General features: G+C 65.4%; 17 protein-coding genes. 12 read left to right on the forward strand and 5 right to left on the reverse strand.

Annotated features, from left to right (window positions below):
• Positions 1-56: 56 nt before the first annotated feature.
• A complete protein-coding gene (locus tag E4T66_RS05115; RefSeq protein ID WP_136847825.1) occupies positions 57-1,970 on the reverse strand; it encodes an N-acyl-D-amino-acid deacylase family protein in 1,914 nt (637 codons plus the stop codon).
• 86 nt (positions 1,971-2,056) lie between these two features.
• Entirely contained in the window at positions 2,057-2,938 is an 882-nt protein-coding gene (locus tag E4T66_RS05120; protein WP_136847826.1) for a DMT family transporter, read from the reverse strand.
• A 397-nt stretch (positions 2,939-3,335) separates the two neighbouring features.
• On the opposite strand from E4T66_RS05120, the gene ilvB reads away from it, so the two are divergent.
• Entirely contained in the window at positions 3,336-5,003 is a 1,668-nt protein-coding gene (ilvB, locus tag E4T66_RS05125; protein WP_136847827.1) for a biosynthetic-type acetolactate synthase large subunit, read from the forward strand.
• A gap of 42 nt (positions 5,004-5,045) precedes the next feature.
• On the forward strand, positions 5,046-6,113 hold the full coding sequence (locus tag E4T66_RS05130; protein ID WP_136847828.1) for an aminotransferase class IV: 1,068 nt from the start codon (positions 5,046-5,048) through the stop codon (positions 6,111-6,113).
• A 44-nt stretch (positions 6,114-6,157) separates the two neighbouring features.
• Here E4T66_RS05130 and E4T66_RS05135 read toward each other — a convergent pair whose 3' ends face one another.
• The 3 genes from E4T66_RS05135 to E4T66_RS05145 form a co-directional block, all read right to left on the reverse strand.
• Positions 6,158-7,195 (reverse strand): hydrolase, encoded by a 1,038-nt coding sequence (locus tag E4T66_RS05135; protein WP_136847829.1) that lies wholly within the window; start codon positions 7,193-7,195, stop codon positions 6,158-6,160.
• Positions 7,196-7,427: 232 nt separating this feature from the next.
• Positions 7,428-7,814 (reverse strand): hypothetical protein, encoded by a 387-nt coding sequence (locus tag E4T66_RS05140; RefSeq protein ID WP_136847830.1) that lies wholly within the window; start codon positions 7,812-7,814, stop codon positions 7,428-7,430.
• A gap of 99 nt (positions 7,815-7,913) precedes the next feature.
• Positions 7,914-8,267, reverse strand: coding sequence for an EthD domain-containing protein (locus tag E4T66_RS05145; RefSeq protein WP_136847831.1), 354 nt, complete (start codon positions 8,265-8,267; stop codon positions 7,914-7,916).
• A gap of 142 nt (positions 8,268-8,409) precedes the next feature.
• Here E4T66_RS05145 and atpD point away from each other — a divergent pair, with 142 nt between their 5' ends.
• The 10 genes from atpD to E4T66_RS05195 are packed head-to-tail and all read left to right on the forward strand — an operon-like array spanning position 8,410 to position 15,156.
• Positions 8,410-9,834, forward strand: coding sequence for a F0F1 ATP synthase subunit beta (gene atpD / locus E4T66_RS05150; RefSeq protein WP_136847832.1), 1,425 nt, complete (start codon positions 8,410-8,412; stop codon positions 9,832-9,834).
• Positions 9,831-10,235 (forward strand): F0F1 ATP synthase subunit epsilon, encoded by a 405-nt coding sequence (locus tag E4T66_RS05155; protein ID WP_136847833.1) that lies wholly within the window; start codon positions 9,831-9,833, stop codon positions 10,233-10,235. The genes atpD and E4T66_RS05155 overlap by 4 nt, the downstream gene beginning before the upstream one ends.
• Positions 10,232-10,513: an AtpZ/AtpI family protein gene (locus E4T66_RS05160; protein ID WP_136847834.1), complete on the forward strand. Its 282-nt coding sequence runs from the start codon at positions 10,232-10,234 to the stop codon at positions 10,511-10,513. Before E4T66_RS05155 ends, E4T66_RS05160 begins: the two co-directional genes overlap by 4 nt.
• Positions 10,510-10,809 carry an N-ATPase subunit AtpR gene (locus E4T66_RS05165; protein WP_169577482.1) on the forward strand — a complete coding sequence of 100 codons (300 nt, stop codon included), beginning with the start codon at positions 10,510-10,512 and terminating at the stop codon, positions 10,807-10,809. Before E4T66_RS05160 ends, E4T66_RS05165 begins: the two co-directional genes overlap by 4 nt.
• Positions 10,806-11,471, forward strand: a complete 666-nt coding sequence (locus E4T66_RS05170; protein ID WP_136847836.1) for a F0F1 ATP synthase subunit A — start codon at positions 10,806-10,808, stop codon at positions 11,469-11,471. The genes E4T66_RS05165 and E4T66_RS05170 overlap by 4 nt, the downstream gene beginning before the upstream one ends.
• Before the next feature lie 26 nt (positions 11,472-11,497).
• A complete protein-coding gene (locus E4T66_RS05175; RefSeq protein WP_136847837.1) occupies positions 11,498-11,749 on the forward strand; it encodes a F0F1 ATP synthase subunit C in 252 nt (83 codons plus the stop codon).
• 7 nt (positions 11,750-11,756) lie between these two features.
• Positions 11,757-12,494, forward strand: a complete 738-nt coding sequence (locus tag E4T66_RS05180; RefSeq protein WP_136847838.1) for a F0F1 ATP synthase subunit delta — start codon at positions 11,757-11,759, stop codon at positions 12,492-12,494.
• On the forward strand, positions 12,478-14,007 hold the full coding sequence (locus E4T66_RS05185) for a F0F1 ATP synthase subunit alpha (RefSeq protein ID WP_136847839.1): 1,530 nt from the start codon (positions 12,478-12,480) through the stop codon (positions 14,005-14,007). The genes E4T66_RS05180 and E4T66_RS05185 overlap by 17 nt, the downstream gene beginning before the upstream one ends.
• Positions 14,004-14,840, forward strand: coding sequence for a F0F1 ATP synthase subunit gamma (locus E4T66_RS05190; RefSeq protein ID WP_136847840.1), 837 nt, complete (start codon positions 14,004-14,006; stop codon positions 14,838-14,840). The genes E4T66_RS05185 and E4T66_RS05190 overlap by 4 nt, the downstream gene beginning before the upstream one ends.
• 10 nt (positions 14,841-14,850) lie before the next feature.
• The gene (locus tag E4T66_RS05195) at positions 14,851-15,156 is read left to right on the forward strand and encodes a hypothetical protein (protein WP_136847841.1); all 306 of its coding nucleotides are present in this window, start codon (positions 14,851-14,853) and stop codon (positions 15,154-15,156) included.
• Positions 15,157-15,253: the final 97 nt, after the last annotated feature.

Genomic DNA, 15,253 nt, shown 5'->3' on the forward strand with positions numbered 1-15,253 from the left:
CTGGCGGACAAACGTCGAATTCACCCCCCCGAACGGCAGTGGGGACGCCCGAGACCTCAGACGGCCGCGGCCAGCGTTTCGCCCGACAAGGCATGGTCACGATGACGCAGCACACGCCCCATGCGGTCATGCCCGAAGCACGCGGTGTAGGCGTTGTCGCGCCAAGCCACGCGCCCGCCAATCAGCACCATCGCAACCACGCCCTGCGGGCGGTTGACCAGCTGGTGATGCTCGAAAGCGTCCCGGTAGACATATTCAATGCACTGATCCGGATCGAAATGGCGCAGTGCCTCCGGATCGATCATCACCAGATCCGCGACCGCGCCCGGCTCGACGGTGCCGACATCTAGACCGAAAAACTCCGCCGGTTCCCGCGTCAGCCGCCGCACCGCCTGCGCCACCCACTCCAGACCATCGTCCTGCGCGAGCTTGAGCATGCGCAGATTGCCGTCGTAGAACGCCATGTTGGTCAGGTGCGCGCCGCTGTCGTTGAAACCCGGCAGCAACAGCGGATTGAACAGCAACGCCTTGGTCTTGCCCGGATCGCGATTGGCGGTCACGGTCCACCAGCGCAGCGTGGTATCGAAGCGGCGCAACAGATGCAGGAAGAAATCCGCGTCATCTCCGGCCGGCCGCGGAAAACTGGCAAACGCCTCGGTCTCGGCGACACCGCACGCACCCTCGCCGCTGGCCTGCCAACGCAGCAGGCGTTCGTACACCGCCTGCATCGTTTCTCCGCTCCACTCAGCGACCGGACACTGTTCGATAGTCATGTCGCGCAGCTCGCGCGTCAGCACGTTGTCGTCCAGGCGCAGCGAGCGCTTCAACCGTGCGAAGCCGAATCCGTGTTTGCCATGGCGCCACATGCGGCGAAACTCGGCAACCCAGACCGGGTCCGCCATGATCCGCTCACGTCGTGCACGATCGTCCAGATCGCACTCGTTCAGTCGCCGCAGTACGGGCACTTCTTCAGCGATAGGCGTCACCACACCATCGCTCCAGATCTTGAACGGCGCCGCCAGCGCCTGCATCCGGAACACACCACGCAGCAGCTTCGAATTCAGCATGCGCGACAACAGCAGACCCAGCTTCAGCAGCAGGCGGTTGGTGGTGACGTCGATCGCCGCCACCGCAGTGACTTTCAGCGGCTTGCCATACAGGCGGCCCGAAGTCAGCAGAAAGTTGCGGAACACGGCCAGCTTGTCGTCCTTCGGCGGCGTCGCCTGCCACACCCGGCCCCAGCGCCGCACGACGCCGGTCAGGCGCTTGAGTTCCGAGAACGGCGCGAACTGCGTCGGAATCTGCTTCTGCGTGTTCGGCGCATTGGCCAGAAAATGAAACGGCAAGCCATCGGTGGAGAACCCGACGTAGCCTTCGCGCATGCCCTTGTCGACCAGCGCTTCCATGCGCGCCAGCTCCGCTTCAGTGGGATCCCGCTCGACCGAGGCCTGCAGTCCCATCACCTCGATCCGCAGCATCGAATGCGGAATCATCGGCGCGACATTCGGCCCCAGCGGCAAGCGATCGAAGTGCGCCAGATAGTCGGCCGAATCGTTCCAGTCGACGCGGTCGGCCACTTTGCGCAACACCGACTTGGGTACGTTTTCGACGCGCGCGAAACAATCGACGATCGGGTCCTCGCCGTTCCGGCGTTGCGCGCCATAAGCCAGACCGAGACTGCAGTTGGCCACCACCACCGTCGTCGTGCCGTGGCGCACGGCCTCCGGCAGCTGCGGCTCGATCTCGACTTCCAGATCAAAATGCGTGTGCACATCCAGCAGACCCGGCATCAGCCAGCGCCCCTGCACATCGATGCACTGGGCCGCGTCCGCCACCGGCAACTGCGCCGCAACTTCAGCAATGCGTCCGCCGGCAATGGCCACATCGGCATGACGCGGCGCGTTGCCGCTGCCATCAAACAGCAGCGCGTTACGCAGCAACAGATCCCATCGGGGTGCGCTTCCTTCCATGGGAGGAATCCTCATTTGTTATCTGTCGATGATAGTCAGGCCTGTCCGACAAACCGATGGGAAATTTGCCCCTTGGGAATTTCGACCTACAGGCTCACCACCAGCACGACACCAAGCAGCGCCAGACTCACGCCGATCACCTGCCGCGACTCCACGCGCTCGCGCAGAAACAGCACCGCCAGCGGCAGAATGAACACCGCCGCCAGCTCGTTGAGTACCGCCGCAATCGATGCCTGCGTGTACTTGTAGCCGGCCAGCCACAGCATCATCGACAGATAGGTGCCGATGATGCCGCCGACGATGATCGCACCCCAGTGTTGCACGCCGCGGTACGACCGCAGCAGGGCCGGCAGCTGATGTCCGAATACGGCAATCGCCAGCATGCCGGCGAATCCCGCCGCCACCCGCAGGCTCACCACCCACAGGAAGCTGTATTGCTCCAGCATCGGCTTGGCCATGACGACGCCCAGCGCCATCAGGAACACCGAGAACACCGCCCACAGCACACCGATGCGCAGCGCGCGACGCTGTGCCGTGCCCTCGGCGCGGCTGTACGACACCAGCACGATGCCGCACAGGACCAGCGCAACCCCACATAACTGCCACAGGCTCAGACGCTCGCCGAGAAGCAGCATCGATAACCCGATCACGCTCGGCGAGTACAGCGCCTGCGCCACCGCCATGCGGCTGGCACCGATGGCATTCAGTGCGCGGAAATACAGCGTGTCCCCCACGGCGATGCCGAGCACGCCAGACGCCAGAATCACCGCCAGATCACGCGCCGGCAACGCGGGGAACTGTGGACCTTCGACCATCAGCACCGTCGCCACGAACAGCGGCAGCACCATCGCGTTCTTGACCAGGTTCAGCGCGAACGGCGGCAGATGCTCACCGGACTTCTTGAACAGGATGATCGCCACCGCCCAGGTGAACGCGCAGCCGAGCGCAAACAGCTCCCCGATGCCCATGCCGAGCGCTTCAGCGACGCCGCAGCGGGCAGGCCCGGCCGGGCACGCGAATATTCGATCCGCGGAGAAACCGGCTGGAGTTCAAATCACTTCGCTCAGGCAATGGCTGCTGCATGCGTCGATTATCGCAGCCCGCTTGCCCTCTCTGCAGGTCGGCCGCTTGACGCGACCCGGCACGCACCGCTAGTCTCCGCGCCGAAATCAGCACCTCTGAACATGAACCACTTCACGCAGCAGCTCGTCATTGCCCTCGTAAAGGTCGTCGCCGTTAGCGACGCGCCGTAGGGGATGCTGCACGATTGAATCAACCCCCGCCGGCGCAAGTCGGCGGGGGTTTTCTCGTTTTACGCCCCAGTCCGACCCGCCCGCGGGGTTCCACACCACAGGAACCCACAGCATGGACATCAACGGCGCAGAACTGATCACCCGCTACCTGGAAGCCCAGGGCGTCACCCACGTGGCCGGCATCCCCGGCGGCGCGCTGCTGCCGCTGTACCGCGCGCTCGGTGATTCGCGGCTGATCCATGTGCTCGCGCGGCACGAGCAGGGCGCGGGCTTCATTGCCCAGGGCATCGCCCGCGTCAGCGGACGTGCTGGCGTGTGCCTGGCAACCTCCGGCCCCGGCGTGACCAACGTCGTTACCGCACTGGCCGACGCCAAAGCCGACTCGGTGCCGCTGGTGTGCATCACCGGCCAGGTGCCGCGCGCACTGATCGGCACCGACGCCTTCCAGGAAATCCGCACCGGCCATCTGGTCGACTCGGTGACCAAGGCGCACTTCGAGGTGCGCGCCGTCGAGGATCTGCTCGACATCCTGCCGGAAGCCTTCCGTATCGCCGAGTCCGGCCGTCGCGGTCCGGTGGTGATCGACGTGCCCAAGGACGTGCAGACCGAACGCCTGCGCATCGACGCCCTGCCCGCGCCGTTCCGGCCGGCCGCCGCCGACCCTGCAGGCGCGCTGGATATCGACGCCTTTGCCCACGCGGCCACCATGATCGACGCCGCGCAGCGCCCGGTGCTGTACCTGGGCGGCGGCATCACCCAGGCCCGCGCCCAGGCGCTGGCGCAGCAGCTGGCCGAACACGCCGACCTGCCAACCACCACGACCCTGATGGCGCTCGGCACGCTGGCGCCGGAGCACCCGCTGAACCTGGGGATGCTCGGCATGCACGGCGCGCGCTACTGCAATCAGGCGCTGGAGGAGTGCGATCTGCTGATTGCCGTCGGCGCGCGCTTTGACGACCGCGCCACCGGTCGCGCCGACCGCTTTGCCCCGCGCGCCCGCGTGATCCACATCGACGCTGACCGCTACGAGCTGGGCAAGCTGCGCAAGCCCGATCTGGCGATCGAGGCCGACGCCGCCGACGCCTTGCGCGCACTGCTCGCCGCCGTGCCGGCGACCACGCGCCCCGCCTGGCGCCGCCGCATCGAAACGCTGCGCACCGAACTGCCGCTGGACATGCCGGGCCGCGACGACCCCCGCGAGCCCTTCGGCCTGATTCACGCTGTCGCGCAGGCCATGGGGCCGGACGCCATCGTCACCACCGATGTCGGCCAGCACCAGATGTGGGTCGCGCAAGCCTATCCGTTCGCGCGGCCGGAGCACTGGCTGACCTCGGGCGGGCTGGGCACGATGGGTTTCGGCCTGCCCGCCGCGATCGGCGCCGCGCTGGCCGCGCCGGAGCGCAGCGTGGTCTGCTTCTCCGGCGACGGCAGCGTGCTGATGAACCTGCAGGAGCTGGCGACCTTGGCCGACCTGCAGCTCGACGTGAAGCTGGTCGTCATGGACAACGCCGCACTGGGCCTGGTGCGCCAGCAGCAGCATCTGTTCTACCAGCGCCGCTTCGTCGGCTCGCTGTTCCCGCAGACACCGGCGCTGTGCACGATCGCCGAAGGCTTCGGCGTCCCCGCGCTGGATCTGGCCGCGACCGACGATCCGCTGCCGCGCCTGCGCGAGGCCCTGAAGCAACCCGGCCCGATGCTGATCCGTGCGCCCATCGCCACCGACGCCCAGGTGCTGCCGATGGTCATTCCCGGCCGCGCCAATACCGAGGCGATGTGCTGAACGCAGCGCCGCTCACAAATTCTGAATTCTCTGGAGTCACCCATGTACGAACGCACTGATGAAACCCAACTCGCACCGCTGCCATCAGACTGGCCGGAACCCGAAGCGCTCGGATTCGGCCAGTACCTTGGACCGTATCTGACCGAAGCCAGCCACCGTGCCGAATCCGGCTGGTCGGCGCCCAGCATCACGCCCCGCGCCGCGTCCCAAGTGCCGGTCGCCAGCGGCGCCGTGCAATACGGTCTGTCCGTGTTTGAAGGCCTCAAGGCCTATCGCGATCCGAGCGGCAACATTCATCTGTTCCGTCCGCATGCGCATGCGCAGCGCCTGCAGGCCAGCGCACGCCGGCTGTGCATGCCGGCGCCGCCTGAGAATCTGCTGATGACCCTGAGCCGGCTCGCCGTGCAGGTGCATGCGGCGCTGGTGCCGCCGTACGGTCGCGGCTCGCTGTATCTGCGCCCGACCCTGTTCGCTGAGGAGGAATGCCTGGGCCTGCGCGCCGCTGCGCGTCACCGCCTCAGCATCGCCGTCTCCGCCTGCAGCGATCCCCAGCCCAAGACCCTGCGGCTATGGGCGGAACCGGAACTGATCCGAGCCGCACCGGGCGGACTCGGCGCGGCCAAGACCGGCGCCAACTACGCCGCCGGTATTGCCGGTCTGCAGCGCGCACGCGAACGCGGTTATGACGATGTGGTCTGGCTCGACGCGCACACGCACACCCAGCTCGGCGAAGCCGGCACGATGAACCTGTTCGTGCAAATCGGAACCGAGCTGATCACACCGCCGCTGGACGGCACCATCCTCGCCGGCATCACGCGCGACAGCGTCATCGCGCTGCTGCGCGAACGAGGCGTGCGCGTGCTCGAACAGACGGTCGATCTGGACACCTTGCTCGCCGCCCAAAGCGCTGGCATGCTCGGGGGCGCCTTCGGCACCGGCACCGCCTCACGCATCGCGCGTATCAGCACCATTGGTGACGGCACGCGCGAAATCCGTTTCGCCAACCGCGGTCTCGCCGAAGACGTGGGCAGCTGGCTGAAGCAGGTGCAGGAAGGCCGCGTTACGCTACGTGAGGCCTCACACGCCGAGTGGCGCGTGGCGGTCAGCTGAGACTGATGAATCGATGCCCGCTCCACACCGGCGCGGGCATTCGTTCAGGCCGGGACGCACTGTTCCAGATAATCCGCAAATCGATGTTCCATCCAGAACACCGGCTCGCCGCGCGGGCCTGCTGAGACGAACCCCACATGCCCACCGCGTTTGGAGATCTCCAGCGTCACTGACGGCGCCAGCATCTCCGCCGTCGGCAGCACCGCCGGCGTCATGAACGGATCGTCCTTGGCATTGACGATCAGCGTCGGTCGCCGGATGTCCTTCAGGAACGGCGCGCATTCGCAGCGCGCGTAGTAATCCAGCGCATCCTTGAAGCCGTTCATCGGCGCCGTATAGGCATCGTCGAACTCGAAGAAATCCACCGAGCGCGCCGTGCGTTTGATATCCACAAAATCCGGCACCGGCACCGCCGCGTTCTTGCGCGTGACCATCGCCACCAGATCACGCATCAGCCGCTTCTGATACAGCCGCGCCGAACCGCTGCGCAGCTTGTTCGCACAGACCTCCAGCCGGAACGGCGCGCATCCGGCGGCGGCAGCCACCAGCGGAATCGCATCACCCTCCTCGCCCAGCGCTTTGAGCACGATGTTCGCGCCCATCGACCAGCCCGCTGCCGCCACCCGCACGCCCGGCTCGCGCCTCTGCAGCTCGTGCAACAGGAAACGGAAGTCGCCGGTATCGCCATGGTGATACGCCCGCGGATGCCGGTTCGGCTCATCGCTGCCACCACGCAGCTGAATCGCGACCACCCGCCAGTTCCGCGCCGTCAGCAGCCGCGTCGTGCCGCGCAGGTATTTGGATTGAAAGCCGCCGGTGAGCCCATGCACCAGCACCGCGATGCGATCGCTCTTCTCCGGCCCGGCCCAGCCGAGATCGACAAAATCGCCGTCGGGCAGTTCCAGGCGCTCATGCCGGAACGCCACTTTGGGCGAAGGGCGCAGCAAGGTCGGAAACACCGTCTGCGCATGCGGACCGCGCATCAGCGGGTGCGGACGAAACATGCTCGGGATGATCGTGCCGTGTGGCGCAGCGGTTTCCACGTCAGAGTCGGGAGTCGTCGAAATTTGAGAGTGCGTCATACGAGGAAGTCGCGTTCAACTGCATTGATTGGCCGGTATAGCTGTAGGCCAAATCATCATGAATCACGATCCATGAAATGAGTCGACCAATCAATCAACTCTGGAATGTGTCCGGAAGGTATGAGCACCTGTTACGTTCTCCGCTGACTGTCACCCGTGTGTCTCCGGACTCTTGTTACCCATCCCCAGACTACTCAGATCTACCTTAGCCTGCGATTCGCGTGAGCCGTCTTCATTTGAAGGGGTTGACCAGTCGATATCCAGCGTCGTATCCCGCAGCGAGTCCAATTATCGCAATCCAGACAATGAGCCCGATCGCCATGGCAATCCTTTGCTTCGGACCAAGTGGTGTTTGATCCGAGTGCCGCGTAGCAGCAACCACTACGATCACGAGAACTCCAATAACGAAGAGAGCACCCGCTTTTGTAGAAAGGAGCCTCGGAATGATGGTTGAAAGAGCGCCCAGCGCCGAAAGGGCTGAATAGGCGAACAGCCCAATGAACATCAATATGAGCATCGCAGGAATAGCGGCGATTACCCACTTCACCATGAAAGTGACCATTGACCAGAACGGCATCTGTATGTCGGTAACGATCACTCGTGACGACTGATCTTCCATATATTTACCCCTAGTTGCGATGCCGTTACGCTTGCCCGAAGCGTGCCTCAGCGGTGACAAGAAAACTACCTGCCCGATCGGACAGGTACTAAGCGTCGGCTAGACCACCGCACACTCGAAAACCGCCTCCTCCTCCGTGACGAAGAACACCGTCCGCGTCATGTCGGCGAAGCGGCTTTCGTCCGGCTGGATGTGGGTCAGATAGTCCGGATCGCTGAAGAAGGCATCGCGATCCGCGGCGCTGTCGAACCACAGTTCGGCAGTGCCGTCGAACGCGGCCTCCCCCTGCGCGTAGCTCTCGGCGGTGGTGTGGCACTGCACGTACTTGCGCACGTACTTCTGCGTCGCCGGATTGTTCTTCACCAGCGCGGCATGCTGCGTACGCCAGTGCGTGTGAAACGCTTCCGGGCTCATGTCGGGCCGGCGGTGGATGGCGACGATCAGCTTGATCATGCAGGACTCCCTGGTGTGTGTTGTGTTCCAGCTTAGTCGAAGCCAGCGAACGCCTGCTCGACCTCACGGTCCTACCGTGCACGTTCAGTCCATTTGATGCATGTCATGGCCTTCGCTTGAGGCGGCGCTACACTGGGGTCACATGAACCTTGCTCCGACCGGAACTCTGCGCGCCGTACGTGGCGCCGTTGTTGACGTCGTTTTCGACGAGGGCGATCTGCCGCCGGTTGAAACCGCACTGCTGGTCGACGATCCGGACCGCCCGAGCCCTCTCCTGGTCGAGGTCCATAGCCATCTGAACCCGACGACGGTGCGCTGCGTGGCGATGGGCAGCACCGCCGGGCTTGCGCGCGGCACACCGGTGCGGGCAACCGGCGCGGCGATGACGATTCCGGTGGGCCCGAACGTACTGGGCCGGCTGATGGATGTGTCCGGCACGGTCGACGATGGTGGCCCACCGCTGGCCGAAGACACCCCACGCTGGCCGATCCTGCGCCTGCCGCCGCCGCTGGCCGGGCGCGGCGCACGCATCGAGCTGTTTGAAACCGGCATCAAGGTGATCGACCTGCTGTCGCCGATCGCCCAGGGCGGCAAGGCCGCGATGTTCGGCGGTGCCGGCGTCGGCAAGACGGTGCTGGTGCTGGAACTGATTCACGCGATGGCGTCCGGCTATCAGGGCACCTCGGTGTTTGCCGGCATCGGCGAACGTTCGCGCGAAGGCCATGAGCTGCTGCTGGACATGCGTCAGTCCGGCATGATCGAACGCACCGCGCTGCTGTTTGGCCAGATGAATGAACCGCCGGGCGCACGCTGGCGCATCGCGCTGGCCGCACTGACGGTGGCCGAGTACTTCCGCGACCATCAGCATCAGAACGTGCTGCTGCTGATGGACAACGTGTTCCGCTTTGTCCAGGCCGGCGCGGAAGTCTCCGGCCTGCTCGGGCGGCTGCCCTCGCGCGTCGGCTACCAGCCGACGCTGGCGACCGAAGTCGCGGCACTGCAGGAGCGCATCACCTCGCTGGGCGGGCATTCGGTCACGGCGATTGAAGCCGTGTACGTGCCGGCCGACGATTTCACCGATCCCGCCGTGACCACGATCGCCACGCATCTGGAAAGCCAGGTGATGCTCTCGCGTGCGATGGCGGCCGAAGGCATGTATCCGGCGGTCGATCCGCTGGCATCGAGTTCGTCGCTGCTCGATCCCACTGTGGTGGGTCAGCAGCACTACACCGTCGCGCAGCAGGTGCGCGAAGTGATTGCGCATTACCGCGAGCTGCAGGACATCATCGCGCTGCTCGGGATCGAAGAGCTGGGCGCACAGGATCGGCGGGTGGTCGGCCGTGCGCGACGGCTGCAACGTTTTCTGACCCAGCCGTTCGCGGTCACCGAAGCGTTTACCGGCAAGCCCGGCCGCTCCGTGCCGCTGGCCGAGACGATTGCCGGCTGCAGCGCGATTCTCTCCGGCACCACCGACAGCTGGCCGGAAGAAGCCTTTTTCATGGCCGGCACCATTGATGAAGTGCGTGAGCGTGCCGATGCGTCGATGAAAGCCGGAGCCGCCGCATGAGGCTGCGCCTGACCAGCCTGGGTGAAGTACTGATCGACGCCGAGGTGAAGTCGGTCCGTGCCGAAGACGGCAGCGGTGCGTTCGGCATCCTGCCGCGTCATGTCGATTTTCTGACTGCGCTCAGTGTCGGCGTGCTGACCTGGCACGATACGGACAACACCGCCCATCACTGCGCGGTACGCGGTGGCGTGTTGACGGTGAATGACGGCGACGTTGCGGTGGCGACGCGTGAAGGCGTGGTGGACGACGATCTGAACCATCTGGAATCGACGGTGCTGGCCAGCTTCCGCTCGCGCGACGAAGAGGAACAGAAGGCGCGACTGGGCGGCCATCAGCTCGGCCTGCGCGTGGCACGCGAAATCCTGCGCTATCTGAATCCGGGTCGCGGAGGCTTGCCGTGAGCCACCACCCTTCCGACGACGAGGTCGTCTCCGGCGTGCGCCGCCGCATTGACCGCCGCGAACGCGCTCAGCGCGAGGGAGAGCCTTCGCTGGCGCGCCAGTTCGCGCGCATCGGTGTGCTCGGCTGGCTGATCGTCATTCCGACCCTGCTCGGCATTTTAATCGGGCGCTGGCTGGATCGCGTGTTCGACAGCGGGCTGATGTTCAGCGGCGCGATGCTGTTGGCGGGCATCTGTCTCGGCTGCTGGTCGGGATGGCGCTGGATGCACGACGAATGACGCCCTGGATCGCCGCCGCAGTGTTTGCCGTGCTCGGCTACGGTGCCGGCTGGCTGCACTTTGCCAACCTCGCCCGCAATGTGGCACTGCTGACTGGCAGCGCTGAAGTTCCGATGCTGCAGGCGCTGGGCCTCGCGGCACTGCGTTTCGCGCTCAGCGGTGCGGTGTTGTTCGCGGCTGTGCAGTTCGGCGCACCGGCGCTGCTGACCGCCCTCGGCGGCTGGTTGCTGGCACGGACGATCCGCTTGCGGGCGGCCCGACGCGAGAGCGATGCCGCCAACGGAACGCCCGCATGAATTCGCCGCTGGAATCCACCATCCTGTTTCATATCGGACCGATCGCCGTGGCGCAGGCGGTGGTCACCACCTGGGCATTGATGGCCCTGATGACGTTCGGCTTCTGGCTAGCGTGCAGACGGCTGCGGGTGGAAGCCCCCGGGCGCGTGCAGGTGTTGCTGGAGTGGTATGTAGAGCTGATCCAGCAACAGATCCGCGACACCATGCAATGTCCTCCGCGTCCGTTCCTGCCATTGATCGCGACGCTGTTCCTGTTCATTGCGATGGCCAATCTGTCCGCCCTGGTGCCCGGCGTCGAACCGCCAACCGCGACGCTGGAAACCGATGCGGCACTCGCCCTGATCGTGTTCGTCACGGTGCTGGTGCAGGGTGTGCGCTCGCACGGTCTGCTCGGTTACCTGCGCAGCTTTGCGTCGCCCGGCTGGTTCATGCTGCCGCTGAATCTGCTGGAGCAGATCACGCGAACGTTCTCACTGATGGTGCGTCTGTTCGGCAACATCATGAGCGGAGCGTTTGTCATCGGCATCGTGCTGTCGCTGACCGGACTGTTCGTACCGATTCCCTTCATGGCACTGGATATCCTGACCGGACTGATCCAGGCCTATATCTTCACAGTGCTCGCGATGGTGTTCATCGGGGCCGCACTACACGAGGGCGGCTGATCCGCCTTTCTGATCAAGGAGCTTTCATGGACGTCAATTGGATCGAAGTCGCCAGTGTGGTTTCGGCAGCGATTGCTGTTTCGTTCGGCGCACTCGGCCCCGGCCTTGGCGAAGGACGTGCGGTGGCTGCAGCGATGGACGCGCTGGCGCGTCAGCCAGAAGCGTCCGCCACCATCTCGCGCACCTTGTTCGTGGGCCTGGCGATGATTGAAACGATGGCGATTTACTGCCTGGTCGTAGCCTTGCTGCTGCTGTTCGCCAACCCGTTCACCGGCTGAGTCAGACGTGTCGATTGAATGGTCCACACTGGGCCTGCAGGCAATCAATGTCCTGGTGCTGCTGTGGCTGCTGCAGCGCTTCTTGTATCGCCCGGTGCTCGCCGTGCTCGAACGCCGCCGAGCCGCCATCGATCAGCAGATGGCCGAGGCTGCCGCTGTTCAGCAGAAAGCCGATGCGGCGCGACAGGCCGTCGAAGACGAGCGCATCGCCCTGGCGACACAGCGCGAACAGCTGCTGGCCAAGGCCCAGGCCGAAGCCGAAACGACGCGCGCGGCGCGGCTGCATGATGTCGAAGCCCAGTCGGAACGTCTGATCGAAGCCGGGCGGCATCAGCTGGAGCAGGAACGCCGCGATGCCAGTGCGCAGTTGCGCCGTGACGCAGCTCAGCTCGCGGCCGACTTTGCACAGCGCGTGTTGGCACGCACACCGAAGGGCGCGCTGCTGCGCGCGTACGTCGACGAAATTGCCGACCATGCCGCGCAAATGACACTGACGCCATCGGACGAAGCACGTGTGGTCACCGCCGAAGCGCTCAGCGACCCTGAAAGCGCCGCACTGGTTGAGCGTCTGGGCCCGGCGCTGGGACACGTTGGCCAGTGGCGATTCGACGTCGATCCGTCGCTGCTCGCCGGCGTGGAGATTCACCTCGCCGACACGGTGATCGGACACACGCTCGCGCAGGATCTGGCACGCCTGCAGGCTGCCGCAGCGACCGATGAGCCGCCGCATGACCACGCTGTCTGATTCACTCAGCGCCTGGCTGCCGCAGGCGCGCGAGCGCAGTGCGAACACACCGCTGTCGGCGACTGCGGAGGCCTTCGGCCGTATCGAATCGATCGCCGACGGCGTCGCGCGCATCTCCGGCCTGCCACAGGCCAGGCTCGACGAACGCCTGTCGTTCCCCGGCGGACTGAACGGCTATGTGTTGAACCTGGAGCACGACCATCTGGCGTGCGTGCTGCTGGATGATGCCGAGTCGCTGGGCGCCGGTGATCCGGTGCGCTGCACCGGCGAGATCGTGCGCGCACCGGTGGGCGATTCCCTGCTCGGCCGCGTGATCGATCCGTTGGGCCGGCCGCTGGATGGTGGCGCCGCGATCGAGCCCAGTGACTGGCTGCCGGTCGAGCGGCCAGCCCCGGCGATCCACCAGCGCGATCTGGTCACGCAGGCGGTCGATACCGGCATCCTGACCATCGATGCGTTGTTTGCCCTGGGCCGGGGTCAGCGCGAGTTGATCATCGGTGACGGCGCCACCGGCAAGACCGCGATCGCCGTCGATACGATCATCAACCAGAAACACAGTGACGTGATCTGCGTTTACGTCGCAGTCGGGCAGACCTCGGGCTCCACTGCGCGAGTGATCGATGCGATCCAGCGCTTCGGCGCACCCGAACGCTGCATCATCGTTGCCGCCGCATCTTCCAGCGCACCCGGCCTGCAGTGGATCGCACCGTTTGCCGGCTTCACGATGGCTGAATACTTTCGTGATCGCGGCGGTCATGCATTGGTGGTGATCGACGATCTCAGCAAACATGCGGCGACGCATCGCGAGCTGGCGCTGCTGACGCGTCAGCCGCCGGGGCGTGAGGCCTATCCGGGCGATGTGTTCTACGTGCACGCGCGCCTGCTCGAACGCGCCGCAAAACTGTCCAAGGCAGACGGTGGCGGATCACTGACGGCGCTGCCGATCGCCGAGACCCAGGCTGGCAATCTGTCCGCCTACATTCCGACCAATCTGATCTCGATCACCGACGGACAGATCGTGCTCGACCGCAAGCTGTTCGATGCCAATCACAAGCCGCCGATCGACACCGGCCTGTCGGTCAGCCGCATCGGCGGCAAGACCCAGACCGCGGCGATGCGTCAGGCCGTGGGATCGATGCGGCTGGACTACGCGCAGTTCCTGGAGCTGGAACTGTTCTCGCGCTTTGGCACCACGGTGGAAGCGCGCGTACAGGCACGCCTGAACCGCGGCCAGCGCATCCGCGCACTGCTGGCGCAACCGCAGTACGCACCGCTGTCCGCCGCCGAGCAGCTCGCGCAGCTGCATCTGCTGCACAGCGGCGCACTCGATCAGCTGCCGGCCAGCACGATTGAACAGCTGCGCAAGCGCTTGCCGGACTGGCTCGCCGGCGATGGTCAGCGCTTTGCCCATGCGGCAACCCGCGACGCGCCGATCCCTGACGAGCTGCTGAAGCAGAGCGTCACGTCCCTGATCGCGCTGGCACAGCGCCTGACAACGGATGCCCCGTCGTGACCACGCAGGACCCACGGCTGGCGGAACGCATCAACAGCGTGCAGCAGCTGTCAGGCGTGGTCGGCGCCATGCGCGGTATTGCCGCAGCACGCGCACAGCATGCGCGACACCAACTGGAGGGCATCCGCGCCTACGCGGACATCATTGCCGATGCGATTTCGCAGGCGCTGACACTGGAACCGGCAACGTCCGCCACCGCGCCGCCGTCATCCAGTCAAGTGCGCGCCTGCGTGATGTTCTGCTCTGAACAGGGTTTCGTCGGCGGCTTCAATGACCACGTTTGCGCAGCCGCACGGCCCTTCCTCGATGCCGGCGGACAGGCCTTCGTCATCGGCCAGCGTGGCGTGCGCCTGCTCGGCACGCTCGGACACGAAGCGCAATGGTCCGCACCGATGATCGCGCAGGCCGGCAACGCCCGCGCGCTGGCTGACTGCATCGGCACCGCATTGGTCGATGCGCTGGAAGCCGGCCGCATCGGCGGCGCCGATCTGGTTCACACGATCAGCCGCGGGCCACATCTGGAGATCGTGCAGCAGTCACTGCTGCCGCTGGATCCCACGGTGTTCAGGCGTCACCGCAGCGCCGCACAGCCGCTGACCTATCTGCCGGCGCCGGAGCTGTTCCGCCAGCTCGCCAGCGAATATCTGTTTGCACAACTGGTCGCCGCGACGGTGGAAAGTCATGTCGCGGAGAATCAGGCCCGGATGCAGGCGATGGCCGCCGCGCAGGACAACATCGCGCACCGGCTCGAACATCTGCGTCTGGATCAACAGATCCAGCGACAGGATGCGATCACCGATGAGCTGGTCGAGCTGGCCGCGGGCGTGCTGTAGTGATCATTCAATGAGCGGCTGGTTCGCACTGAATCTCGGCGACGCCATGCTCGCCGGCCCCGAACTGGAACGAATTGCATCGGCGTGCACCGAGGCGTGGAAGCAGCACGCTGCGCCCGACAGTCTCGCCGTTTACTTCCGCCACGAAACCGACGGTGGCCTGCACTGCAGCGTCAAAGTCTATTTCCCACCGGCCGCAACAGCGATTGCGAGGACCTTCGGGGCTGCGCCCTGCCCCCCTCCAGCGGCCGACAGTCTGGGGCTGCTTGCGGGCTCCAGATCTGCGAAGGATGTCCTGTTTGCCGGTATTCGCTGAGCCCCTCCAATTCAGCCAGCGCGGCACGTATTGAGTCCTTCACACATTGGGGCCGTGCGGCAGGCTTGATGTCACATCGCTCCCGTATACTCGGGGG

Origin of the sequence: Sinimarinibacterium arenosum (genome assembly GCF_005047655.1) — a bacterium.
GTDB lineage: Bacteria > Pseudomonadota > Gammaproteobacteria > Nevskiales > Nevskiaceae > Solimonas.

Bases quoted from the DNA above. Each gene is read 5' to 3' on its own strand.
- E4T66_RS05130 (WP_136847828.1), top strand. From the start codon at position 5,046: ATGTACGAACGCACTGATGAAACCCAACTCGCACCGCTGCCATCAGAC.
- E4T66_RS05155 (WP_136847833.1), top strand. From the start codon at position 9,831: ATGAGGCTGCGCCTGACCAGCCTGGGTGAAGTACTGATCGACGCCGAG.
- E4T66_RS05195 (WP_136847841.1), top strand. From the start codon at position 14,851: ATGAGCGGCTGGTTCGCACTGAATCTCGGCGACGCCATGCTCGCCGGC.
- E4T66_RS05175 (WP_136847837.1), top strand. From the start codon at position 11,498: ATGGACGTCAATTGGATCGAAGTCGCCAGTGTGGTTTCGGCAGCGATT.
- E4T66_RS05140 (WP_136847830.1), bottom strand. From the start codon at position 7,814: ATGGAAGATCAGTCGTCACGAGTGATCGTTACCGACATACAGATGCCG.
- E4T66_RS05135 (WP_136847829.1), bottom strand. From the start codon at position 7,195: ATGACGCACTCTCAAATTTCGACGACTCCCGACTCTGACGTGGAAACC.
- E4T66_RS05170 (WP_136847836.1), top strand. From the start codon at position 10,806: ATGAATTCGCCGCTGGAATCCACCATCCTGTTTCATATCGGACCGATC.
- E4T66_RS05145 (WP_136847831.1), bottom strand. From the start codon at position 8,267: ATGATCAAGCTGATCGTCGCCATCCACCGCCGGCCCGACATGAGCCCG.
- atpD (WP_136847832.1), top strand. From the start codon at position 8,410: ATGAACCTTGCTCCGACCGGAACTCTGCGCGCCGTACGTGGCGCCGTT.
- E4T66_RS05185 (WP_136847839.1), top strand. From the start codon at position 12,478: ATGACCACGCTGTCTGATTCACTCAGCGCCTGGCTGCCGCAGGCGCGC.
- E4T66_RS05115 (WP_136847825.1), bottom strand. From the start codon at position 1,970: ATGGAAGGAAGCGCACCCCGATGGGATCTGTTGCTGCGTAACGCGCTG.
- E4T66_RS05120 (WP_136847826.1), bottom strand. From the start codon at position 2,938: ATGGGCATCGGGGAGCTGTTTGCGCTCGGCTGCGCGTTCACCTGGGCG.
- E4T66_RS05165 (WP_169577482.1), top strand. From the start codon at position 10,510: ATGACGCCCTGGATCGCCGCCGCAGTGTTTGCCGTGCTCGGCTACGGT.
- ilvB (WP_136847827.1), top strand. From the start codon at position 3,336: ATGGACATCAACGGCGCAGAACTGATCACCCGCTACCTGGAAGCCCAG.